The organism is Marinobacter sediminicola (assembly GCF_031157525.1).
Classification (GTDB): Bacteria; Pseudomonadota; Gammaproteobacteria; order Pseudomonadales; family Oleiphilaceae; genus Marinobacter; species Marinobacter sediminicola.
On the sequence record NZ_JAVIXR010000012.1, the window covers coordinates 22,958 to 44,518 of the forward strand.

A 21,561-nucleotide genomic window follows, 5' to 3' on the forward strand; every position below is an offset into this window, starting at 1 on the left:
CGATAGATAGATCAGGTAGAAGATACGATGACAAACCAGAACGTTGACCGTAATGAGATCGCCAAGTTTGAAGCCTTGGCTAGCCGCTGGTGGGACCCCACCAGCGAGTTCAAGCCTCTGCACGACATTAATCCCCTGCGCCTCAACTACATCGATGAGCGCGTATCCCTGGCAGGCAAGAGGGTAGCGGACATTGGCTGTGGCGGCGGATTGCTGTCTGAAGGCATGGCTTTACGTGGCGCTCATGTAACAGGCATAGACATGGGCGAAGCGCCCTTGGCCGTAGCTCGGTTGCACGGTCTGGAAAGCGGAATCAGGGTGGACTACAAGCAAATCACCGTGGAAGAACTGGCCCGCGATCCGGAGCACGCTGGCCAGTACGATGCCGTTACCTGCCTGGAAATGCTGGAGCATGTGCCTGATCCAGCCTCTGTTATCAAAGCCTGTTCTGCCCTGTTAAAGCCCGGTGGACACCTGTTTGTATCAACCATCAACCGGAATCCAAAATCCTTCCTGTTTGCCATTGTGGGCGCCGAATACGTGCTGAACATGCTACCCAAGGGCACGCACGAGTGGAAGAAGTTCATCCGGCCGTCAGAAATGTCTGACCACCTGCGCCACGCCGGGCTGGATGTGCGCGAGCTCACCGGCATGACCTACAACCCCATTACCCGCTCCTATAAGCTGGGCCGGGGTGTCGATGTAAACTATTTGATGCACGCCCGGGATACCCGTGAAGACTGAACAACTCTCAACCGTTCTGTTTGATCTGGACGGCACTCTGATCGACACAGCGCCGGATTTTATACGCTGCCTGAACGAGCTGCGCCAAATCGACGGGCTCCCGGCGCTTCCAGCGGAGCACATACGCCGATCCGTTTCCAACGGAGCCCGGGCCATGGTGCGTGTGGGCTTTGGGCTGGAGCCTGAGCACCCGGGCTATCTTGCCAAACACACCGCCTTTCTGGATCTATACGAAGCGGGCGTTGCCGTTGAAACTCGCCTGTTTGAAGGCATGGACTCCTTGCTTCAATCACTGGAGCAGCGGGAAATACCCTGGGGAATCGTAACCAATAAGCCAGTACGTTTCGCCGCACCGCTGGTTCAGGCCCTAGGTCTAGCTGAGCGCTGCGCGTCGCTGGTGTGTCCGGACCACGTCACTGATCGCAAGCCTCATCCAGAATCCCTGTTGCTTGCGTGCCAGCAAATCGGCGCAGAACCCGAGCAGGCAATTTATGTGGGCGATCATGAACGGGACATAGTGGCCGGCCGCAACGCCCGCATGAAAACCATCGCCGTGCGCTATGGCTATATCGAAGAGCCGGAAACCGTTGACCTATGGCAAGCCGACATGATCGCTGACACCGTGAACGATCTCGCAAAGCTGTTACAATAGCGCGCTTCTGAAACGGGCCATTTTAAACACACTGATGAACTCCCAGTCTGCTACGGAGACAGGTTATGCAAGATTACCAGGCACCCGCTGATCTTCTGAAAGACCGCATCATACTGGTTACCGGTGCGGGCAGCGGAATCGGCCGTACCGCCGCAAAAACCTATGCCGCTCATGGCGCCACGGTCATCCTTGTGGGCCGAACCCTGAGCAAGCTGGAAACGGTCTACGACGAAATCGAAGCCGCCGGGCACCCCAAGCCGGCTCTTGTGCCTATGAACTTCGAAGGCGCAGCGGTAAAAGATTACGAAGAACTGGCCATGACCCTGGAAGATAACTTCGGCAAGCTCGACGGTATCCTCCACAACGCAGGGATTCTGGGTGACCGCAGCCCGGTGGAAATGTACGACCCGGAAACCTGGAACAAGGTTATGCACGTGAACGCAACAGCGCCGTTCCTGCTTAGCCGTGCGATGATTCCCTTGCTGCGTAAATCTGATGCGGCTTCGGTTATCTTCACCTCGTCTGGGGTCGGACGGCAGGCAAAAGCTTACTGGGGCGCTTATGCCGTTTCCAAGTTTGCCGTTGAAGGCCTTAGCCAGCTTCTGTCTGATGAGCTGGATGACAAACAACATAACGTGCGGGTAAACAGCCTAAACCCCGGCGCCACCAGAACCAATATGCGGGCACATGCCTACCCGGCAGAAAACCCGCAACAGAACCCGGCGCCGGAAGAACTGATGCCTATCTATTTGTATCTGATGGGCACCGACAGCGCCGGTGTAAACGGCCAAAAGCTGGATGCACAGCCGAAGTAATGGAACTGCTTTTTTACACTACGTCCCAATGCCACCTGTGTGATTTGGCCGAAGCTCTGCTGATAAGCACTCCGATGCCAGTACCAATACCGGTGGATGTGGTGGACATTGCGCAATCGGAAGAGTTGGTCGAGCGCTATGGCACGCGAATCCCGGTGCTCCGGCGCAAGGATACTGGGCACGAACTCAACTGGCCATTTACCCGGGAACAGTTACTCACGTTTCTGCAATGAGGAATTATCTGACATGTTGATGGTTATCTCACCCGCTAAAACCCTCGATTATGAGAGCCCGCCGGCAACTGAAACCTATACCCAGCCGGATTTCCTGGACGATGCCTGCGAGCTGATTGATCAGCTCAAAGAGCTGGAGCCCCACCAGGTCAGCAATCTGATGAGCGTCAGCGACAAGCTGGGCCAATTGAATGCTGAGCGCTTCCAGAATTGGCAAGTGCCCTTCTCTCCAAAGAACGCGCGCCAAGCCATATTGGCTTTCAAAGGTGACGTGTACACCGGGCTGGACGCACAAAGTTTCAGTGAGCAGGATTTCAGCTTTGCACAAAAGCATCTGCGCATGTTGTCCGGGCTTTACGGCATTCTTAAACCGCTTGATCTGATGCAGCCCTACCGGCTGGAAATGGGTACAAAGTTTGAGAACAAGCGTGGCAAGGATCTTTACGCATTCTGGGGGGACAGTCTTACCCAGGAAATGAATCGCCTGCTGAAAAGCGACGACGAAGTACTGGTAAACCTGGCCTCGAATGAATACTTCAAAAGCCTGAAGAAGAAAAACCTTGATGGCCGGCTGATTACCCCCCAATTCAAGGATTGGAAGAGCGGTCAGTACAAGATGATCAGCTTCTACGCCAAAAAGGCCCGCGGACTTATGTGCCGCTATGCCATCCTGAATCGCATTACCGATGCCAACGACCTCAAGGGCTTCGACCTTGACGGTTACTATTTCAGCGAAGACCAATCCGACAAAAATAACTGGGTTTTCCTGCGAGATGAACACTAATCCAGATTAAGCTCGGAGCAACTCATGAACGAAGCAGTTTTTTCCCAGATCGCCATGCTGGTGTTTCTGACAGGCCTTATTGGCTGGATGGGTTTCATCGTTTGGGACCTGGCCAAAAAATCCCAGGCCGGAAAGTTTGGCACCATCGCCCTTTTTACAGTACTGGGCGCAGGTGTTTTCGGCTTTATCGTCAAAACAGTACTCGTAGAAATCATCCAAATATGAACGACAAGGATCAAGCCTGATGTGGTTTCGCAATGCCCGCGTTTTCCGTTTTACCAAGCCGTTTGATATTTCTGCTGAAGAGCTGGAAGAAAAGCTCAGCGGCGATGCATTCAAACCGTGCGGTCCACAAGAAACCGCCCGCCAGGGCTGGGTTCCGCCACTGGGTAAACACGGTGAATTACTCGTTCACAGTGCCAATGGCTATCACCTGATCGCGCTGCGCAAAGAAGAGAAAATCCTGCCTGGCCCGGTAATAAAAGATGCGGTGGAAGAAAAAGCCGAAGCCATCGAGATCGAGCAAGGCCGCAAGGTTCGTCGCAAGGAAAAAGAAGAGATCAAAGAGCAGGTCATGCTGGAAATGCTGCCCCATGCATTTTCCAAGAACCGGCGCAGCTTTGCGTACCTTGCACCGAAAGACGGCTTTATGATTGTTGATGCAGGCTCCGCAAAACAGGCGGAAGATTTGGCCTCATCACTGCGCAAAAGCCTGGGATCTCTGCCTGTACGCCCGCCCGCTCTGGAGCAGGCCCCTATCTCTACCTTTACTGGCTGGTTGAACGAGTCCATCGACCTACCCGCCAGAGTGGTTTTAGGCGATGAGTGCGAACTGAAGGATCCTTCCGAAGATGGCGGCGTGGTTCGCTGCAAAGGACTGGATTTGAAGGCAGACGAAATCCGCAACCATCTGAATGCCGGGATGGAAGTGACCAAACTCGCCCTTACCTGGGACGACAATGTCTCTTTCGTTCTGGATGAGGAAATGGGGATTCGCCGGCTGAAGTTTGGCGAAACACTTCAGGACCAACTCGATGATGTCGATGTGGATGACGCTGTCGCGAAATTTGATGCTGCCTTTACACTGATGACTCTTGAGCTGTCCAAACTGATCCCTGGCTTACTGGAAGCCTTGGGCGGGGAAGATCGCTCCGCCCTCGTCGAAGGATAACCCTCCAGGCCCAAAAGTCCCACTGAAGCACTCAGCAAAAGCTTCAGTGGGTATACTTCCCCAACCTTTCTTTCTGCCATTCATTTTCCGGCTCATTCAGTACCAGCCGCAAATCCATCACTTCTTCTTCGACGTTGTACTTGATCTCAAAGCCCAGATGCTCCGCCAGTTGCAGCATCGGTCGGTTGTCTGCCAACACATCACCGACCATCTCTACGGTGCCACGGGCGCGACAGTAATCGATCATTTTCTGCATCAGCGCGATTCCCAGGCCTTCACCCTTCATTTTGTCGTGGACCATCACAGCAAACTCGCATCGCAGGTTATCTGCGTCAGTCCAGGTTCTTACGGTGCCCAGAGTTTCTTCGCCGTCACCATCCTCTTTCGGGGCATTTGCGATGAATACCATCTCCCGGTCGTAGTCGATCTGCACCATCTGAGCTACGTCTTCCCGTGAGAAGTGTTTACGGTACTGGAAAAAACGATAGCGAATGGACTCTGGGGATTGCAGCTCATGAAACTCCCGATGCGACGGTTCATCCTCAGCCAGAGCCGGGCGAATAATCACCCGGCGACCGGACTTGGGCAATACCAGCCATTCCTCGAGCTCTCTTGGATAGGGCTGAATAATCGGCTTTCCAGGTACCTCGGACAGATTGATTGCCACCTTTACCGCAACAGCGCCTTGGTCATTGAACAGGAGAGGCGAAATCTCCAACCCGCGGATCTCAGGTATATCGATCACAATCTGAGAAAGGGTCACCAGTGTTTCAGACACCGCTCGGATATCCGTTTCCGGTTTCAGGCTGTGCTCCCTCAGAAGCTTGTACATATAGGTGCGGCGCAACAACTCCCGTGCCAGAACCATGTTCAGCGGCGGAAGCGCGATTTGTCGATCCGTCATCACGTTCACATGGGCACCGGATGCACCACAGACCACCAGAGGCCCGAACTGGGCATCTCTGGTGATGCCCACGCTGAACTCAATACCGCCAACATGCTGGTAGGAGTGTTGCATTGCAAAACCGAGAAACCCGCTCTCGGGGAAGTATTCCTGATACTGCTCCATTAAAAAGCTACAGGCATCGATGATTGCAGCCTCGCTACTCAGCTTCTGCACCGTCGCCTTATGACGACGTTGCGCCACAGTCAGGTTGGCAAACGGATGGCAGGCCTGTTCGTGCACGACGGTAACGTCTACAGGGCGACGCTCAATAGAGAAGGCTTCTAGCACCTCCTCCACATCGTCACAGTAAATCGTCTCAATGGTATTGATACCGTAATCACGAACCACTTCCCGCGCTTCTTTGCTAGACAGATGCAAGCGTCCTGAACGCAACGCGTTCATGACCACTCGGCGGGTTTTCGTATGATCCGAGAAATGGTCGGTGAAGGATTCGGGGGTTTCTTTCAGCAAGCGCTGGAGCCTCTGGTGCCGCACATGCTGCATGAACGCCACAATGGCCTTTTCCGGGTTGAAGAAGGAAGGCAGACCCGCCCGATAAAACTCATCACGGGCCTCCATTACCGTGCTCTGCCCAAGCCAGCAGGTAAAGATATTCAACCGCGTACCCTTTGCGGCCTGCACGACCGCATCGGCAATTTGCAGACTGTCTTCCGTCAAACTGGGCGCGTAAAGCACAAGCACGTTGGCTACTTCAGGGTCCTTAGCCAGAATCTTGATCGCCTTACCATAAAGCTCGGGGGATGCGTCATAGTTCAGGTCTATAGGGTTTTTGCGTGTCCAGTACGTTGGCAAAAGTTCGGCCAGAGCGCCGACACTGGCTTCAGACAAGCGGGCAAGCTCTCCGCCCAGATCCGCCAGGCGATCCACAGCCAAAACCCCCGGTCCTACGCCATTGGCCATGATGGCGAGTGTCTCTCTACGCAGCGGGCGCATGCGGGTCAGCGTTTCCAGGGCATCAAACATTTGCCCCAACCCATCCACCCGAAGAACACCCGCACGCTGGAGCATGGCGTCGTATATAGGATCGCTGCGCCGGATACCTTCAGGCAGCTCATGGGTCATCCATTCAGACTCCGGCACTCGGCCAGATTTAACGCAAATTACGGGCTTGGTTCTGGAAGCCACCCGCACCGCAGACATAAAGCGCCGCGGATTTGGGATGTGTTCAATGTGCAAGAGAATGGCTTGGGTCTGGGTGTCCTGGGCAAGATAATCGATGAGATCGTCATGATCGATGTCCATACCATCGCCAAGGGTGAGGAAATAGGAAAAACCAACACCTCGGGCAAAGGCCCAATCGATGACTGAACTGGCGATGGTGCCCGACTGCCCTACAAATGCCACGCGGCCGGGCAATGCTCCCATGTGTGCATAGGTGGCATTCAGGCTTCTGGCGGGTACCATCAAGCCGATGGTATTAGGCCCCAGCACTCTGATCCCCGTGTCCTTTGCCGCATCTCGTACCGAATACATAAGTGGTTGGCCGGTTTTACTGTGAGTACGGGACATGCCACCTGTCATCACGATGGCGGTGCGCACGCCGGCTTCACCCAATCGCCTGATGGTTTTTGCTACGGTCTGGGGAGGTGTACAAACAATGGCCAGATCTGGCGAGAACTCCATTTTGGATACTTTTCTAACACAGGGCACGCCGTGAACGTTGTCATAGTCCTTCTGGTTGACAACCAACAGCTTACCCGGATAGCCGCTGCTCATCAGGTTTCGCAACACCATACCACCGAGATTTCCAGCACGCTCAGACGCCCCGATCACTGCGATGGAAGCAGGATTGAACAAACTTTCCAGGTACTGGGTGCTCACGCTCTCTCTCCTTGATAGGTTGTTAACGCTATATTATGCATTGATGAGCCCTTGTGAAATGCCTACTACCCTTATACGGCTAAAGAAACTCGGCGCTATCAGGTTATCCCTGATAAGATCAAAGAAAATACAAGTATAGCTGGGACGTTTCGAGAATTATGACCACCGCATTTTTTTCTCATGATGATTGCATGAAACACGACATGGGGCCGGAGCACCCCGAAAGCCCAGCCCGCCTGGCAGCCATCATCAGCTACATCGCCGACACCGGTATCGCGGAAAAACTAGACTGGGTACGCCCGGAAGAAATTACCCGCGACCAGCTCTTGAGCGTGCACCCGGAAAGCTACCTGCAGCAGCTAGATATGTTGCAGCCCTCACGGGGGCGGGTCTTCACCGATCCGGATACTGCCATGATGCCCGATACTCTGCGCGCCGCAAGGCTTGCGGCCGGTGCAAACATTCAAGCAGTCGACATGGTTATGAGTAGCCAGGTAACCAACGCATTTATCTGCGCACGCCCCCCCGGTCACCATGCTGAACGCACAAAGTCCATGGGCTTTTGTTTTTACAACAACATTGCCTTGGCTGCCATGCGCGCGCTCAATTTCCATCATCTTGACCGAGTTGCCATTGTCGATTTTGATGTGCATCAAGGTAACGGAACTGTGGACATTGTGAGTGGAGATGAGCGGATACTGATGTGCTCCAGTTTCCAGCACCCGCTTTACCCCCACTCCCACGTACATCGTCAAGCTGACAATATCGTGAACATTCCCATAGAGGCAGAGTGCTCTTCCGCGGATTACCGGAAACAGGTAGAAGCAGGCTGGATGAAGCGCCTGAATGCCTTCAAGCCTCAGGTGATTCTGATATCTGCTGGGTTTGATGCCCACCGGCTTGATCCGATGGCGGAACTTAATCTGGAAACCGAGGACTACCGCTGGTTGACCGAAATGCTGACAAGCGTTGCAAGCGAACATAGCAACGACCGTATTATTTCAACGCTGGAAGGTGGTTATCACCTGAAAGCTCTCGCAGAAAGCGTAAACGCCCATCTGGACGTATTGAGTTCGATTTAGCGGGTTTCCTTAGCCTGCGCTGGCGCCACCATAGCCATTAGCTTGTTGTAAGCCCGGGCGCTCGCCCTCCCGCTGCAAACGTATGGTTGTGCGACGGTTTTCGCCATAGTTTCTGGACACCGGATACTGATCACCATGAGCCCGCACGGTAATCAAGTCGGGGTCTATCCCGCGATCTTTCAAATAGTCTGCCACTACATTGGCGCGCTCCTCAGAAAGCGCACGATTGTCGATTCGACTGCCAACTCGGTCGGTATGCCCATCAATAAAGACCCGCTCTACTGTGGAATCCGCCATTAAATAGGCAACAATATCATCCAACAGATCCATGTCTGCACCCGAGAGCGTTGCGCTGCCGCTTGAAAACGCCACCCGTGAACGACCAATCTGATCAATGTTAACCGGCAACAGATTCGCGGCGCATGACCTATAGCGCTGATACTGCCCGTTGAAGTTAATATTCGAGACCTGCACCCGCACCGGGCTGCCGTCATACCAGGAATCCCGGGAAACGGTGGGGCGCATGCCGTCCAGCAGGCTTTGCGCAAGAATTACCGCATGACGGGTTTCAAGCGACACCTGCCGAAGCCCTTCAGACACATCAACCGTGCCTACCGAGCGTGGAGCGACCCCGGGGCGCCACGGTGGCGCCTCAACAAAAAGAGAGCCTCGCCCGGGGCGCATGAGATGGGATTCGGATTCCAGAAAAAATGACAGATCTTCCCCGGCACGGTGGCGAAAAACAGCCCGGCCATAACCTGGAACATCATGCACCAACGAACACTCGAAAACGGACTCGGCAAGATACCACTGGCTGTTCGATATTCCCGCACCATAGCTTGCGGCTTGGCCGGGCCCGGGCAGAAGAATGCCGAGCGCCAGCGTTGCCAACAGATTCTGTGTTCTTTTAGTGAATGCGCGTGCCATAACAGCCATACCGTTGTTTCACGGATGTTTCGTGGTTTCCCTGTTTAACGGCACCCGCCCCGTGTTCTTTAATCGACCAGAGGAAAAACAATCACTGGCACCTTCTGCTATAATCTGCCAACTTTTTTAAGGCATTGCGGAAACCAGACCATGACCGATCAGCTTACTCTTGTGCGCCCTGACGACTGGCACCTTCACGTTCGCGACGGCGACGCCCTGAAGAGCGTTGTGCCTGCAACCGCTGCCTGTTTCGGGCGAGCGATCATCATGCCGAATCTTGCGCCCCCGGTAACCAATGCCGCTGAAGCCTCGGCATACCGGAACCGCATTCTGGCAGCCGCCGAAGGAACCGCCTTCCAGCCGTTGATGACGCTTTATCTGACCGAGTCCACCAGTCGAGAGGACATCCTCGAAGCGAGCGCAGAGGGTATTGTTGCAGCCAAGCTTTACCCTGCGGGGGCCACCACCAACTCCGCGTCCGGCGTGCAGGACATCCGCAACATCTACCCGGTACTGGAAGCCATGTCAGAGTGCGGCATGCTGTTGCTTGTTCATGGTGAGGTTACCGATACAGACATTGATATTTTTGACCGGGAGAAAGTGTTTCTCGAGCGAGTACTAGCCCCCACACTGGAAGCTTTCCCCAGTCTCAAGGTTGTACTTGAGCATATAACCACTGCTGATTCCGCAGAGTTCGTTCGGCATCATCAAGGCAACAATCTGGCTGCAACACTTACGCCTCAGCACCTGATGTACAACCGCAATCACATGTTGGTGGGCGGGATACGCCCTCATCTTTATTGCCTTCCGATTCTCAAGCGCAATCGCCATCAGCAAGCCCTGAGGGATGCGATTGCCAGCGCTGACAAGCGATTCTTTCTGGGAACCGATTCTGCCCCCCATGCAAAAGACAAGAAAGAAGCCGCATGTGGCTGTGCAGGCTGCTATTCCGCGTACGGTGCGATCGGGTTGTATGCAGATATTTTTGAAGAGCTTGGCATTCTTGATCAACTGGAAGCCTTTGCGAGTTTTAACGGTGCGGATTTCTATGGTCTTCCACGAAATACCGATACCATTACGCTGGTGAGGGAACCTTGGACAATGCCCAACGAACTACCCTTGGCGGACGGCACCATCGTTCCGCTAAAAGCGGGCGAAACCATCAACTGGCGCCAGGTATAAACCTGCCCTTAATTTCTTGATAAACGGCCAAGACCGGAGTTTTAGTGACTGACGAAAACAGACAATCGCACCCAATGTCCCGCAGATTCCGTGGTTTCCTGCCCGTCGTTGTCGATGTGGAGACCGGTGGATTCAACCCGGATCGTGATGCTCTGCTGGAAATAGCTGCGGTGATGCTGACCATGGACGAAGACGGCCGCTTGCGCCGTGCTGAAACCCATTTGCAACAGATTGACCCTTTTGAGGGCGCCAACCTGGAGCAATCTGCATTGGATTTCACCGGAATAGACCCTTGGAATCCGGAGCGTGAGGCTGTACCCGAGCGCGAAGGATTGAGTGAAATATTCCGCCCCATCCGCAAAGCGGTAAAAGCACACGATTGCAAACGAGCCGTTTTGGTAGGTCACAACGCGACCTTCGATCATAACTTTGTATTTGCCGCAGCACAGCGGGCAGAAATCAATCGAAACCCGTTCCACCCCTTCTCCACATTCGACACTGCCACTCTGGCCGGTCTGGCCTATGGGCACACAGTGCTTGCGCAAGCCTGCAAATTGGCCGGTATTCCTTTTAGCAACAAGGAAGCCCATTCCGCAGCTTACGATGCAGAAAAAACAGCCGATTTGTTCTGCGGGATAGTCAATCGTTGGCTGGACCTGGGCGGGTTTCCGCCACCTTTTATGATGGACGAAAGCGAATAGAATACAGCAGGCACAAAAAAACCCGCATTGCGGGTTTTTTTGCTTCAGTGCTATGAACGATCTCGGCTTACCAGTGGATGCCCCGCATCACGGCTGCAAATGCCACCTGCTCTGTCGACACCTTGGGCTTCTCAGTCGACTTTCCACCTACTGCCTGAGTTGAGTCCGGGAACATGCGGTAGCCGGTATTCATCACGATCTCGCCCACCTTCGGAGCTAGTGCGTGCAATACCTGCGCAGTGATACCAAGGCGCGTAGCAACTCGCTTGGGGCGATCAATGATTGAATTGGTCACCAGATCAGCAGCCTCTTCCGGCGACAGGGTCGGCACGGAATCGTAGATCTTGGTGGGTGCAATCATTGGCGTTTTCACCAACGGCATATTGATAGTGGTAAAGGTTACGTTGCGATCAGACCATTCAGACGCCGCACAGCGACTGAAAGCGTCCAGTGCCGACTTCGATGCCACATAAGCAGAAAAGCGCGGAGCGTTGGTAAGAACGCCAATGGATGAAATATTCACCACATGCCCACGACGACGCTCAAGCATGGAAGGCGCAAACCCCATGATCAAACGTACTGAGCCGAAATAGTTCAGCTGCATGGTGCGCTCAAAGTCGTGGAAGCGATCGAACGACAGGGACAACGAACGACGGATCGAACGGCCCGCATTGTTCACCAACACATCGACGTGGCCATGGTTATCCAGTACGGTTTTCACAAATCGGTCGCAATCATCCATATCGGAGAAATCACACTGGTAGGCGTGTACGTTGCCGCCTTTGGCTTCCAGAGAAGCAGCCACTTCGTCCAACTTTTCTTTTGTACGGGCTCCAATCACCAGGATAGCGCCGGCTTCTGCCAGCTTTTCAGCCGTTGCCAAGCCAATGCCTGAGGTAGCACCGGTAATCACGCACACCTTGCCACTCACCGTACCTTTCAGCGTACGATCCTTGAACAGATCGGGATCAAGGTTGCGCTCCCAGAAATCCCAAAGCACCGGGGCGTAATCCTCAAGGCGAGGTACTTCGATGCCTGTTCCCTTCAGCGTTCTCTCGGTTTCGCGAGCATCAAAGCGCGTGGGGTAATTAATGAAAGACAGAACGGAGCGTGGGATGCCCAGATCATCAAGTATCGAACTGGTGATCTGCTTAACCGGCGGCAAGTTCTTCAAGCTCTGGCGAATAAAGGGCGGAATAAACCCGAACATGCGGGAATCAATACGCATGCCCATCTTGGGAGCGTGGCCAGCCTCGCAGAAAATATTGAGAATTTCGCCGACTTTATACGGGTCGGTATCCACAAGATGGAAGCATTTGCCGTCCTCGCCTTCCAGGTGCGCAATGTGATCCATTGCATCCACCACAAAGTCCACGGGAACAACGTTCAGCCTGCCACCTTCAACACCAATCGTCGGCACCCACTGAGGCAGTGTGCGGCGAATTTTCTGGATCATTTTGAAGAAATAATAGGGGCCATCGATCTTATCCATTTCGCCCGTTTTCGAATGGCCAACCACCATGCCCGGGCGGTAGATGCGGAATGGCACCTTGCACTCTTCACGCACAACCTTCTCAGATTCGTGCTTGGTCATCAGGTAGGGGTGATCCAGCTTTTCGGCTTCTTCAAACATGTCCTCGCGGAAAATGCCCTTGAACAGGCCCGCGGCAGCAATAGACGACACATGGTGGAAGTGCTTTGCTTTCATTGCGCCAGCAGCATTTACAGCCGCTCGCGTACCTTCAATATTCGTGGCCTGTTGGGCTTCTTCATCGGCCCCCATATCGTAAACGGCCGCGAGGTGGAAAAAGTGATCGACCTTTCCTGCCAGCGCTTTCAGGGTTTTGGCATCTATACCCAGGTTCTTGCTGGTGAGGTCCCCAATAACGGCCTTCACACGGGATTCATCGACACCCCATCCTTCCCTCAATGCATCAAGCTTACCCAGGGACTGCTCTCGCACCAGCAGGTGCACAGTGCCGCCGCGTGCCAATAATTTTTCCACAAGAAAACGGCCAATAAACCCGGTACCACCGGTCAGGAAATAATTCATTGATAATCCACCCTGCTTGTTGCTCTGTTGTTGTCTATCCATGCCAACCGTCTTAGACCAAAGTCTTATAACGAACTTTAACGGTCGGCATTGTACTTAATTGCAACCTTCATGTATCGGTCTATTTTAGAGCCTTTACTCTGTAACCCGTTGTTTTACCTAGAGCCATTACTCTAAAACCAACTTGAGACGAGTGTGCATTTTCCCGACACATTAAAATTTAGACTAGCACAGTAATCGGCGCCCGCCCTCCCCAGCGACGAATTACCGCAAAGCAATGAAACAGCCTGCCAGCAATGCGATAATCTGGAACTTATTGCCTCTTCAGGCGTCAGTCCTTTTCACAGACCAAGCGATATCCGGAAACCAGAGCATGCAGAACGATAACCCGAACACCGAACGTTACATCGCCATTGCCCGCGCCTGCTTGAAAGCCATTAATGATACGGCGAAGAATGCCGGGGACAGGGACCAAAAAATCCAAGCGGTATACCAAGCCATCGATACTGCTTTCCAGGCGGAGTTTGCAGACTACCGCCAGTCCGTCGCTATTATGGCATCGGTTCTGGAGCGTATTGCGTCTGGCGAACTCGACGGTGGGAAAGCAGCAGATCTCGCCCGCAAGACCCTCGATCAACAACCGGATAGCACTCGCAAAACAATGATGCACTGAGCACCATTTACCGGCTTCCGCTCGCATATATTCAGGCCCCCAAACGGATAACAGAGGCTTTATGCATATCAGCTTTCCAACGACTATTCGTATGCAGCTGCTGGCTGCACATGTACTTGCACTGCTTTTGCTATTCTTTGTCAGTTCGCCATCCTTCGCGGAAACATCCCCGGACAAAAGCCCGAACGACAACAACGAATACCGTTTCATTGAGCTGGATAACGGTTTGCGGGCCATCCTGATTTCCGATAAAGCGGCTGAAAAAGCGGCTGCTTCCATGAACGTGGCCGTCGGCAGCGGTGATGACACGAGAGAGCGAGAGGGCATTTCACACTTCCTGGAGCACATGCTGTTTCTGGGTACAGAGAAGTACCCAGAGCCCGGCGAGTATCAGCAGTTCATCAAGAGCCACGGCGGTAGCCATAACGCCTTTACCGCTTTCCGCAACACCAACTACTTTTTTGACATACAGGCCGATTACCTGGAATCAGCCCTTGATCGCTTCGCCCAGCAATTTGCCGCGCCCCTGTTTACTGCCGAGCTTGTCGACCGTGAACGCAATGCCGTGCATTCGGAGTTCAGTGCCAAACAAAAGGAAGATGGTCGGCGCTTCTATTCAGTCAAGAAAGCCGCCAGCAACCCTGAGCACGCATTTCACCAGTTTGCTGTCGGCAATCTGACCACCCTTGAAAATACCGATGCCAATCCTCTTCGGCCGGACCTGATCGAATTCTGGAAAAGCCATTACTCCGCCAACCTGATGACGCTCGCGGTTTACGGCCCGCAGTCTCTCGATACGCTTGAAGCCATGGTGCGAGTGCGTTTTGGCGCCATTGAGAACCGCAACCTCAAGCCTAAGATTCACTCTGCCAGCCTGCTGAATGCCGATGCTCTGCCCGCCAAGATATCTGCGGAAGCCATCAAGGATGTGCGCAGCCTGTCGCTGTCGTTCCCGATTCCATCGCAGCAGGAAAACTACCGAACCAAGCCCGCCAGCTACATTGCCAACCTCTTGGGCCATGAAGGACCGGGAAGCCTATTTGATGTGCTCAAGAAGAATGGCTTGGCAGATAGCTTGTCTGCCGGCATGGGAATGGATACGGGTACAGACGCCACTTTGGACATAAGCATTGCGCTTACCCCCGAAGGCCTTAACCGGCAGGAAGAGATCGTAGCTCTGGCATTCCGATACATCGACGTCATTCGTGATCAAGGCATCAGCCAGAAGCGCTTTGAAGAAATGCAGCAGCTTGCCCAGATAGACTTTCGCTTTCGCGAACAAAGCGAGCCCATGCACGAGGTTATGCGCCTTTCGAGCCAGCTCCAGGACTATCCGGCAGACGACATCCTCAGCGCACCCTGGTTGATGGAACGTTACGCACCCGACCAATATCAGGCCATTCTCTCCCGGCTAACCCCGGAGAACGTGATGGTCTACTTGCTGGCCCCGCAGCTTGAACTGAACAACCCGAACCTAACCCGGTGGTATGAAACACCCTGGCAACTCGAACCTCTGGATGTGCAAGCGCTTAAGTCCGAAGCGCCCAGAGCGCTGGCCAATGCGCTTCGGCTACCACTGCCCAACCCGTTTGTGCCTGAAAACCTGACCATGGTGCCAGGCAAGACCATGGACAAGCCCGAACTCTTGAATAGCCGCGACGGCATGGCTATATGGTTTGCCCGGGATACGCGCTTCAACACGCCCAAAGCCAACGTATTTTTCAGCCTGCGCACCCCTGCGGCCCGTGTGTCTGCCCGTAGCAGTGTGCTTACACACTTGCTGGTAGACAGCATTAACAGCAACTTGAATGCCTGGGCTTATTCCGCACGCCTTGCCGGGCTCGACTACAGCATTTACCCACATTTGCGCGGCGTCACCGTGCGCGTGGGTGGCTACAACGACAAGCTGCACACCTTGATGAATCGCATTCTTATGCAGATTTCAACACCCCATATAACGCAGCAGCGTTTTAATATCGCCAAGCAGAACCTGATAGACAGCTTGCAGAACAAAGCCAAGGACCGGCCGGTGGCCCAGACATCAGAGTTCATCCAGACAGCTCTGCTAGAGGGTGCCTGGAGCACGGAAGAAAAGCTACGCGCAGCTCGGGAAGTCACCCGCGATGAACTCATATCATTCACCGAGGCACTGCTCTCGGAAGTAGACCCGGTGCTACTGGCACACGGCAACATAACGGAAGCCTATGCGCTTAACCTGGCACAGCAGATTGACGCCATTGTGCTGGGAAAGAGTGAATTTGTAGCGGTTGAACGCAGCCGAGTTCGGAAGTTACCGACAACCGAAATGCTTGTTTCGCTGGATGTAGAGCACCCGGACACCGGATACACGCTATACGCACAAGGCAAGAACACCAGCTTTGAAGAACGCGCCCGCTTCCGCCTGCTCGCACAGATTATAAGTAGCCCGTTCTATGAGGAAATCCGCACCACGCGCCAACTCGGCTACATTGTGTATGCCACTCCGTTTGAAATGCTTGAGACACCCGCTCTGGGCTTTGTGGTTCAGTCCCCAAGCGCCAGCCAGAACGACATAGACAAAGCAGTTCACGAATTCGCCGCAGGCTTTGAGGAGACTCTCGGCAATTTGGATGAACAGCGCCTGAAACGCGAAAAACAGGCAGTCATCAGCAGTATTTTGGAACAGGATCGCCAACTGGGTGAGATTTCAGGTCGCTACTGGCGTGAGATTGACCGGGGCTCAGATGGCTTTGATTCCCGCGAACAACTCGCAAAGGCCGTTAATGCTGTCAGCCTTGAAGAGCTGGAGGCTACATTCCGCGACTCAGTACTGAACAGAGACAGCGCTCTGCGTGTCGTGACGGGTGGAGAGGGTTTGGGCGCCAACGAAGCCCGGGACCTTATCCTTCAGCGACCAGCGGTTATTGCAAAGTAAGCTGAAAACGCGCCCAATCCTCGGGCTCATCCACATCCCAACGGGGCTCCAGCAAGCCAACGCTGAGCCCCAGTTTTTTGAGCCGAGCACAGGTTTGCTCGAGCACACCAGCGGTGCCCCACTCAATGCCATCAAGCATGCCGGGAACAATCCGGCGAGCACCAATCAGCACGTAACCACCGTCATCGGACGGCCCCAGGACAACATCGTAGTGTTCAAGGCCAGTCACCGCCTGGTGCACATAGCCCGGTTCGACCGATGGGCAATCGCTGCCCACAATTAATGCGTGGGCGTGTGATTGAAGGCCGTTCTCCAGAGCATTCAACATGCGACTACCCAGGTTAGCGCCCTGCTGTATTCGCTGTCCCAGCCCCCGATGCTCGATAGCGCGAACAACCTTCACCGCATCAACAGGAACAGACTCTACCTCTCTATCCCACCAGAACTGCACTGTAAGGCCTGAGCTATACAGATTTTCGAGCACCGCAAGCGTAAGTGTTAAATGTGCTCTCAAAGCCCCATCAACGCCCAGCGCAGGTATAAGGCGCGTTTTTACCCGGCCCGCTTCCGGCCATTTAGCAAACTGCATCAACACTGCATTGGGGGAGTTAGTCTTTGCCATTACGAACATCCGAACGGTAGGAGTGAGCGAGGGCCTCCGGGGACTCCCCGCGCCAATATCGCCAGCGTAAGCGCCACATAAGAAAAATCGTTTGCCATACACCCCCCTGCTCCCAGCGCCGGCTATCCGTAATGACTGGGTTCTTTATGCAGTAAGGGCGGGAAACAAGCCGAAGCCGGCGGGAAATCTCAATATCTTCCATGATGGGCACAGGCTCGAATCCCCCGAGAGCTTCATAAACATCCCGGCGCACAAACAGCGCCTGATCGCCCGTGCAAAGACCCGTTAAGCGCGAGCGCTGGTTCATAAACCAGGCAATCACCCGGAACATCGCCCCGCGGCCGCTCAAGCGCACATTGAAACGACCCCAGGCTTTTTTGCTTTGAAAAAAACTTGTCAGGGACTCCAGGGCGTTTAGAGGAAGGCGGGTATCCGCATGGAGAAATAGAAGAACATTGCCTTTAGCAACAGAGGCGCCTGCGTTCATCTGCACAGCCCTGCCCCTTTCTGAGTGGATCACCCGGTCTGCAAGCGGGCTTGCCAGTGCGACGGTACCATCAACACTACCAGCATCCACTACAATCAACTCATGCCCTCTGGTACGTAACGGTTGAAGAACCTCAAGCGTCTCTACAATGCCTGCAGCCTCCATCCAGACAGGCACTACGATACTTAGCACGAAAGGGTCAGACACAGCACGCTCCCAAAGCAACAGAAATCACGGTAACACCTTGAGCCATAAGCCTCAGGCCGTTATCATACCGATCTTCTTAACGAAGCGCCTTCGTAGCTCATCTGGATAGAGCGTCCCCCTCCTAAGGGGAAGGTAGCAGGTTCGAGTCCTGCCGAGGGCACCATCCCAACTTCAGAACAACCTCGCAAAATCACACCTGAACTGCCAGTTTTATCGCAATAGAAGGCTGAAGTTATAGTGCTCGGGTCTAACCGTTTAGCAATCAGGCATCGATTTTCGGGACGAAAAATGAGGTATGCCGGCGGGTGCCGGCACGGGTGAAGCTGGATTTCAATGTGTGGTTGCTGCCTGCCACCACACTTTTGAAATAAAACACCTTATCTACTGCGGCACCGTCATTGTAAACGGCGGAGTTACCGCTGACTCCGCAAATGAAGCCGGGTTTGCTGACGTGGCATACTTCAGAGGGAAGCTCAAAAACGCATCCATAAAACTTGAGCCTGGTAGTGGATAATCCGCAATCACCGCATCTCCGAACCCGTCGAGCCAGCGATCATACTCACTGTTGTGATCCGCCTTGAAGATTTCCGTAAAGATATCGAAAGGAACATCACTGCCACCGGACGCTGCTTTTAACGCAACCTTCACATTTCCGGTAGCCGTGCTTAGCTCAGATCCAAAAGCTGCAGGGTCGACCGTATCTACATCCAGTCCCATCAGTGCAGTCTGGCCTGTGTGGTCCATCATAGCTCTATGGAAAGCCAAGGTAGTGAAAGGCGTCAGGTTAACTCTTCCGGGCTGGTTGGTGTAACTCAGCAAATTGCTGCTCTGCAAACCGACCGTGCAGGGAAATTGGGCACCATGTGCATCGAATGTTTCCTGCGGCAAGTAAAACTCTCCTTGTGCGCCGGCATCCACAATCATGGGAATATCGTTGGTTCCCTTGCAGATAATGTGGATGGTATCGCTGCCCGTGTAGGGCGCACCTGTCGCGGCCGTTCCCTCAATAACGCTGGGGCCATTACCACCGCCGCCATTGCCACCTCCGCCTCCGTCGCCACCACTGCTGCCTCCACAGCCAGCAATCAACGCGACAGCAAGACTCACCAATAAGCGCTTTTTCATATCAACACCTCGTTGTGTTGACGTCCGCACATCTGCAGATAGATTCGGCAAAAACAGCGAACGCCGGGCTATTCCTATGCTTCACAACAAGATTATCGGCTGAATTAACAATCTTCTATCCCTCGTTTGAGTGAGGAGTCGGGGTTGCGGATGTATTTTCGCCACAAGGGCGCATGACTGGAGGGTTTGATATTCGCTGCTTCTGATACCAATAAGCGCTGGCCTCTATCGCCGAAACTATATTCGGACGAAGTAGCCCCTGGCGCTCGAGAAACCGCTCCGTATTGGTCGTGTCGAAGCGTTTTGCCTGAATGAAGTGCAGAGCTTCCGGGTAGGTATTCACCAGCTTGGGCACCCCCGGAATAGACAGAATTGCGCGCAGCATAGGTAAGGGAATGAATCGGCGTGGTGCTTCAATACCAAGCGAACCACTGGCCATGGCAAGCACTTGCTGAAGTGTCGGGGTGTCCGGATCCAGACACAACAAACGCTCCGGCACATTTTGCCCAATTGCCGCCGCAGCGATCACAGCAGCCAGGTGATCTACTGTCGTCAGCGGTAGCCAGTGTTCAGGCGTTCCAGGTACCAGTGCAAGGCGCCCCCGGGACAGATTTTCCAGCAATTGATATAAAGGCTGCGCGGCATCCAGTTCGCCTGTTTGGCTTTGGCCCGCAACGGTTGCCGGCTGGACTTCCACCATATCCAGTGAGGTTTGTTCAGCGAACAACCTGACCTTGAGCGCAGCTTCCAATTTGCTGGCTTCGTAGGCGCCCGCTCGCCGATACACCTTTTGCCAGTTGGTTTGTTCTGGGCTAGCCGGGGCAATACCCAGTTGATTCAGGTGTTGCAGATTTTCAAGCATAAACCCACTGATGAACACCAACCGGCAATTCAGTCTTCGGGCCAGTTCTGCAACAGACAGACTGCCTTCGACGTTAGCCATGTAGACGTCTTTGCGCGTCAGCTGCCAGGCAAAACGGGCACCAAGGTGAATCACCGCATCCACATGAGGTAGCGGCTCGGAAATGCCCAATCCGGGTGCAGACAGATCGCCGGGTAGAGCTTGTATCAAATCGCCGTTCCCCCCCAACCTGTCTACCCTTGCACGTAGCTCCGGGAGATCTTCGGGCCGACGCATCAGAGCGACAACGGTGTAATTCCTGGCGGTTAAACAGGCACATAAATGGCGTCCAATAAAGCCAGTGGCACCGGTAATTAACAGGTTCATAGAAAGATCCTTTTGGTTGAGTTCGTGAGAACCCTAAGGTATAGAGTGAACTCTAAGGTCAATAGCCTGGAGGACTTATTATGAAAATTTCCGAGCTGGAACTGCATACCGGCGTAAGCCGCCATACTTTGCGTTACTACGAAAAACAGGGGTTGCTGCGGGAAGTGAGTCGGCGCGACAACAATTACAGGGACTACCCCGAACAGGCAGTTCAGCGCGTCCACATGGTGCGGCAGTTAAAAGACCTGGGATTTTCTCTCAAGGAAATCGGTGATGTTCTGGATGCACTTCGCAAGGACACACTGGACTGCGCGCAAGGCGCCTTGCTGATGGCACAGAAGCGCGCGGTTGTAGATGAAAAGATTGCGGAGCTGAAGTCGCTCAGGCAGATGCTGGAAAATGAACAGAAGCGGCTGGAACGCAGCGCCGCGCAACAGAATCAGATTGAAAATGCCCGGCCCCAAGCCCGCTCTATCGCCTCAAACAAGCTGTCAGTAGCCAATGCCAGCAGGCCGATCAGGATAGCGCCTTGTAAGACGTAAGCGGTATTACCATTCACCAGCCCCGCAATCACCGGGTCACCTAATGTGCGGGCGCCAATGGTAGAGCCAATCGCTGCGGTGGCAATGTTGATGGTAACGGATGTACGTATGCCCGCCAGTATCACTCGCCCAGCCAGCGGAAGCTCCACTTTGAACAGCACTTGTGCGGAAGACATTCCCATCCCTTTAGCAGATTCCAGCACCGTCGGGTTAATGCCGCCGAGCCCCGCCAGGGTATTTCTCAAGATTGGAAGCAAGCCATAAAGCACCAGCGCGAGGAGTGTGGGCTTCTCACCAAACCCCATAACCGGAACGGCCAGCGCCAGCACAGCGACAGGCGGCACGGTCTGGCCGATGGAGGCTATCTGGCTTACCAACGGCAAAAAGTCGCGGCCTGCAGGGCGGGTTACAAAGATGCCAGCTGAGACCGCTACCAGTGAACCAATGGTGGCAGACACCAGAACAAGCCAGATATGGCTCTGCAACAGAAACCAAAAGCTGTCTCTGGTGTAAACAAGATTGTCGTTGCCCGGCTCCACCCACGAAAACAGCGGCGCCATCGAGGGTAGCAATGCAGCCAGAGCACACAGCAAAGCAACCCAGGCAACCGGAGTAATCCACGGGCGCATTT

At 54.1% G+C, this 21,561-nt stretch carries 21 protein-coding genes and 1 tRNA gene; 14 read left to right on the top strand and 8 right to left on the bottom strand.

Features of this window, described 5'->3' with window-relative positions:
• Positions 1-27: 27 nt before the first annotated feature.
• From ubiG to rdgC, 7 genes are all read left to right on the top strand, one after another.
• Complete coding sequence (ubiG, locus tag RG807_RS14760; protein WP_309045576.1) at positions 28-744, top strand: bifunctional 2-polyprenyl-6-hydroxyphenol methylase/3-demethylubiquinol 3-O-methyltransferase UbiG; 717 nt, start codon at positions 28-30, stop codon at positions 742-744.
• Positions 734-1,396 (top strand): HAD-IA family hydrolase, encoded by a 663-nt coding sequence (locus RG807_RS14765; protein WP_309045577.1) that lies wholly within the window; start codon positions 734-736, stop codon positions 1,394-1,396. Before ubiG ends, RG807_RS14765 begins: the two co-directional genes overlap by 11 nt.
• A 65-nt stretch (positions 1,397-1,461) precedes the next feature.
• Positions 1,462-2,211 carry a YciK family oxidoreductase gene (locus RG807_RS14770; protein ID WP_309045578.1) on the top strand — a complete coding sequence of 250 codons (750 nt, stop codon included), beginning with the start codon at positions 1,462-1,464 and terminating at the stop codon, positions 2,209-2,211.
• Positions 2,211-2,444, top strand: coding sequence for a glutaredoxin family protein (locus RG807_RS14775; RefSeq protein ID WP_309045579.1), 234 nt, complete (start codon positions 2,211-2,213; stop codon positions 2,442-2,444). Before RG807_RS14770 ends, RG807_RS14775 begins: the two co-directional genes overlap by 1 nt.
• A gap of 13 nt (positions 2,445-2,457) precedes the next feature.
• A complete protein-coding gene (yaaA, locus tag RG807_RS14780; RefSeq protein ID WP_309045580.1) occupies positions 2,458-3,228 on the top strand; it encodes a peroxide stress protein YaaA in 771 nt (256 codons plus the stop codon).
• Positions 3,229-3,252: 24 nt separating this feature from the next.
• Positions 3,253-3,453 (top strand): DUF2788 domain-containing protein, encoded by a 201-nt coding sequence (locus RG807_RS14785; RefSeq protein WP_298453683.1) that lies wholly within the window; start codon positions 3,253-3,255, stop codon positions 3,451-3,453.
• Between the two features lie 19 nt (positions 3,454-3,472).
• The gene (rdgC, locus tag RG807_RS14790) at positions 3,473-4,399 is read left to right on the top strand and encodes a recombination-associated protein RdgC (RefSeq protein ID WP_309045581.1); all 927 of its coding nucleotides are present in this window, start codon (positions 3,473-3,475) and stop codon (positions 4,397-4,399) included.
• Positions 4,400-4,442: 43 nt separating this feature from the next.
• Here rdgC and RG807_RS14795 read toward each other — a convergent pair whose 3' ends face one another.
• Positions 4,443-7,187, bottom strand: a complete 2,745-nt coding sequence (locus tag RG807_RS14795) for a bifunctional acetate--CoA ligase family protein/GNAT family N-acetyltransferase (RefSeq protein ID WP_309045582.1) — start codon at positions 7,185-7,187, stop codon at positions 4,443-4,445.
• A gap of 158 nt (positions 7,188-7,345) precedes the next feature.
• Here RG807_RS14795 and RG807_RS14800 point away from each other — a divergent pair, with 158 nt between their 5' ends.
• Positions 7,346-8,269: a histone deacetylase family protein gene (locus RG807_RS14800; RefSeq protein WP_309045583.1), complete on the top strand. Its 924-nt coding sequence runs from the start codon at positions 7,346-7,348 to the stop codon at positions 8,267-8,269.
• A gap of 9 nt (positions 8,270-8,278) precedes the next feature.
• Here the strand turns inward: RG807_RS14800 and RG807_RS14805 are convergent, their stop codons facing one another.
• Entirely contained in the window at positions 8,279-9,196 is a 918-nt protein-coding gene (locus RG807_RS14805; RefSeq protein ID WP_309045584.1) for a flagellar protein MotY, read from the bottom strand.
• Between the two features lie 150 nt (positions 9,197-9,346).
• Between RG807_RS14805 and pyrC the strand changes: the two genes are divergently transcribed.
• A complete protein-coding gene (pyrC, locus tag RG807_RS14810) occupies positions 9,347-10,378 on the top strand; it encodes a dihydroorotase (RefSeq protein WP_309045585.1) in 1,032 nt (343 codons plus the stop codon).
• Between the two features lie 44 nt (positions 10,379-10,422).
• The gene (gene rnt, locus RG807_RS14815) at positions 10,423-11,079 is read left to right on the top strand and encodes a ribonuclease T (RefSeq protein WP_298453667.1); all 657 of its coding nucleotides are present in this window, start codon (positions 10,423-10,425) and stop codon (positions 11,077-11,079) included.
• A 67-nt stretch (positions 11,080-11,146) separates the two neighbouring features.
• On the opposite strand, the gene RG807_RS14820 is transcribed toward rnt, so the two are convergent.
• Positions 11,147-13,132, bottom strand: a complete 1,986-nt coding sequence (locus tag RG807_RS14820; protein ID WP_309045648.1) for an SDR family oxidoreductase — start codon at positions 13,130-13,132, stop codon at positions 11,147-11,149.
• A gap of 373 nt (positions 13,133-13,505) precedes the next feature.
• On the opposite strand from RG807_RS14820, the gene RG807_RS14825 reads away from it, so the two are divergent.
• Entirely contained in the window at positions 13,506-13,805 is a 300-nt protein-coding gene (locus RG807_RS14825) for a hypothetical protein (protein ID WP_309045586.1), read from the top strand.
• Positions 13,806-13,866: 61 nt separating this feature from the next.
• Positions 13,867-16,719 carry an insulinase family protein gene (locus RG807_RS14830; RefSeq protein ID WP_435404681.1) on the top strand — a complete coding sequence of 951 codons (2,853 nt, stop codon included), beginning with the start codon at positions 13,867-13,869 and terminating at the stop codon, positions 16,717-16,719.
• On the opposite strand, the gene RG807_RS14835 is transcribed toward RG807_RS14830, so the two are convergent.
• Positions 16,706-17,341 carry a TIGR04282 family arsenosugar biosynthesis glycosyltransferase gene (locus RG807_RS14835; RefSeq protein WP_309045587.1) on the bottom strand — a complete coding sequence of 212 codons (636 nt, stop codon included), beginning with the start codon at positions 17,339-17,341 and terminating at the stop codon, positions 16,706-16,708. The genes RG807_RS14830 and RG807_RS14835 overlap by 14 nt on opposite strands.
• Complete coding sequence (locus RG807_RS14840) at positions 17,328-18,035, bottom strand: TIGR04283 family arsenosugar biosynthesis glycosyltransferase (protein ID WP_309045588.1); 708 nt, start codon at positions 18,033-18,035, stop codon at positions 17,328-17,330. The genes RG807_RS14835 and RG807_RS14840 overlap by 14 nt, the downstream gene beginning before the upstream one ends.
• A gap of 86 nt (positions 18,036-18,121) precedes the next feature.
• Here RG807_RS14840 and RG807_RS14845 point away from each other — a divergent pair.
• A tRNA-Arg gene (locus RG807_RS14845) sits at positions 18,122-18,198 on the top strand.
• A gap of 218 nt (positions 18,199-18,416) precedes the next feature.
• On the opposite strand, the gene RG807_RS14850 is transcribed toward RG807_RS14845, so the two are convergent.
• Positions 18,417-19,160 carry a hypothetical protein gene (locus RG807_RS14850; protein WP_309045589.1) on the bottom strand — a complete coding sequence of 248 codons (744 nt, stop codon included), beginning with the start codon at positions 19,158-19,160 and terminating at the stop codon, positions 18,417-18,419.
• A 115-nt stretch (positions 19,161-19,275) separates the two neighbouring features.
• Complete coding sequence (locus RG807_RS14855; protein ID WP_309045590.1) at positions 19,276-20,388, bottom strand: SDR family oxidoreductase; 1,113 nt, start codon at positions 20,386-20,388, stop codon at positions 19,276-19,278.
• Between the two features lie 80 nt (positions 20,389-20,468).
• Between RG807_RS14855 and RG807_RS14860 the strand changes: the two genes are divergently transcribed.
• Positions 20,469-20,930 (top strand): MerR family transcriptional regulator, encoded by a 462-nt coding sequence (locus tag RG807_RS14860; RefSeq protein ID WP_309045591.1) that lies wholly within the window; start codon positions 20,469-20,471, stop codon positions 20,928-20,930.
• On the opposite strand, the gene RG807_RS14865 is transcribed toward RG807_RS14860, so the two are convergent.
• A complete protein-coding gene (locus tag RG807_RS14865; RefSeq protein ID WP_309045650.1) occupies positions 20,828-21,559 on the bottom strand; it encodes an ABC transporter permease in 732 nt (243 codons plus the stop codon). The two genes, RG807_RS14860 and RG807_RS14865, sit on opposite strands and share 103 nt — an antisense overlap.
• Between the last annotated feature and the right edge of the window lie 2 nt (positions 21,560-21,561).

Excerpts from the sequence above, each read along its gene's own strand:
- ubiG (WP_309045576.1), top strand. The coding sequence starts at position 28 with ATGACAAACCAGAACGTTGACCGTAATGAGATCGCCAAGTTTGAAGCC.
- RG807_RS14770 (WP_309045578.1), top strand. The coding sequence starts at position 1,462 with ATGCAAGATTACCAGGCACCCGCTGATCTTCTGAAAGACCGCATCATA.
- RG807_RS14775 (WP_309045579.1), top strand. The coding sequence starts at position 2,211 with ATGGAACTGCTTTTTTACACTACGTCCCAATGCCACCTGTGTGATTTG.
- yaaA (WP_309045580.1), top strand. The coding sequence starts at position 2,458 with ATGTTGATGGTTATCTCACCCGCTAAAACCCTCGATTATGAGAGCCCG.
- RG807_RS14785 (WP_298453683.1), top strand. The coding sequence starts at position 3,253 with ATGAACGAAGCAGTTTTTTCCCAGATCGCCATGCTGGTGTTTCTGACA.
- rdgC (WP_309045581.1), top strand. The coding sequence starts at position 3,473 with ATGTGGTTTCGCAATGCCCGCGTTTTCCGTTTTACCAAGCCGTTTGAT.
- RG807_RS14800 (WP_309045583.1), top strand. The coding sequence starts at position 7,346 with ATGACCACCGCATTTTTTTCTCATGATGATTGCATGAAACACGACATG.
- RG807_RS14805 (WP_309045584.1), bottom strand. The coding sequence starts at position 9,196 with ATGGCACGCGCATTCACTAAAAGAACACAGAATCTGTTGGCAACGCTG.
- pyrC (WP_309045585.1), top strand. The coding sequence starts at position 9,347 with ATGACCGATCAGCTTACTCTTGTGCGCCCTGACGACTGGCACCTTCAC.
- RG807_RS14820 (WP_309045648.1), bottom strand. The coding sequence starts at position 13,132 with ATGAATTATTTCCTGACCGGTGGTACCGGGTTTATTGGCCGTTTTCTT.
- RG807_RS14825 (WP_309045586.1), top strand. The coding sequence starts at position 13,506 with ATGCAGAACGATAACCCGAACACCGAACGTTACATCGCCATTGCCCGC.
- RG807_RS14830 (WP_435404681.1), top strand. The coding sequence starts at position 13,867 with ATGCATATCAGCTTTCCAACGACTATTCGTATGCAGCTGCTGGCTGCA.
- RG807_RS14835 (WP_309045587.1), bottom strand. The coding sequence starts at position 17,341 with ATGGCAAAGACTAACTCCCCCAATGCAGTGTTGATGCAGTTTGCTAAA.
- RG807_RS14850 (WP_309045589.1), bottom strand. The coding sequence starts at position 19,160 with ATGAAAAAGCGCTTATTGGTGAGTCTTGCTGTCGCGTTGATTGCTGGC.
- RG807_RS14855 (WP_309045590.1), bottom strand. The coding sequence starts at position 20,388 with ATGAACCTGTTAATTACCGGTGCCACTGGCTTTATTGGACGCCATTTA.
- RG807_RS14860 (WP_309045591.1), top strand. The coding sequence starts at position 20,469 with ATGAAAATTTCCGAGCTGGAACTGCATACCGGCGTAAGCCGCCATACT.
- RG807_RS14865 (WP_309045650.1), bottom strand. The coding sequence starts at position 21,559 with ATGCGCCCGTGGATTACTCCGGTTGCCTGGGTTGCTTTGCTGTGTGCT.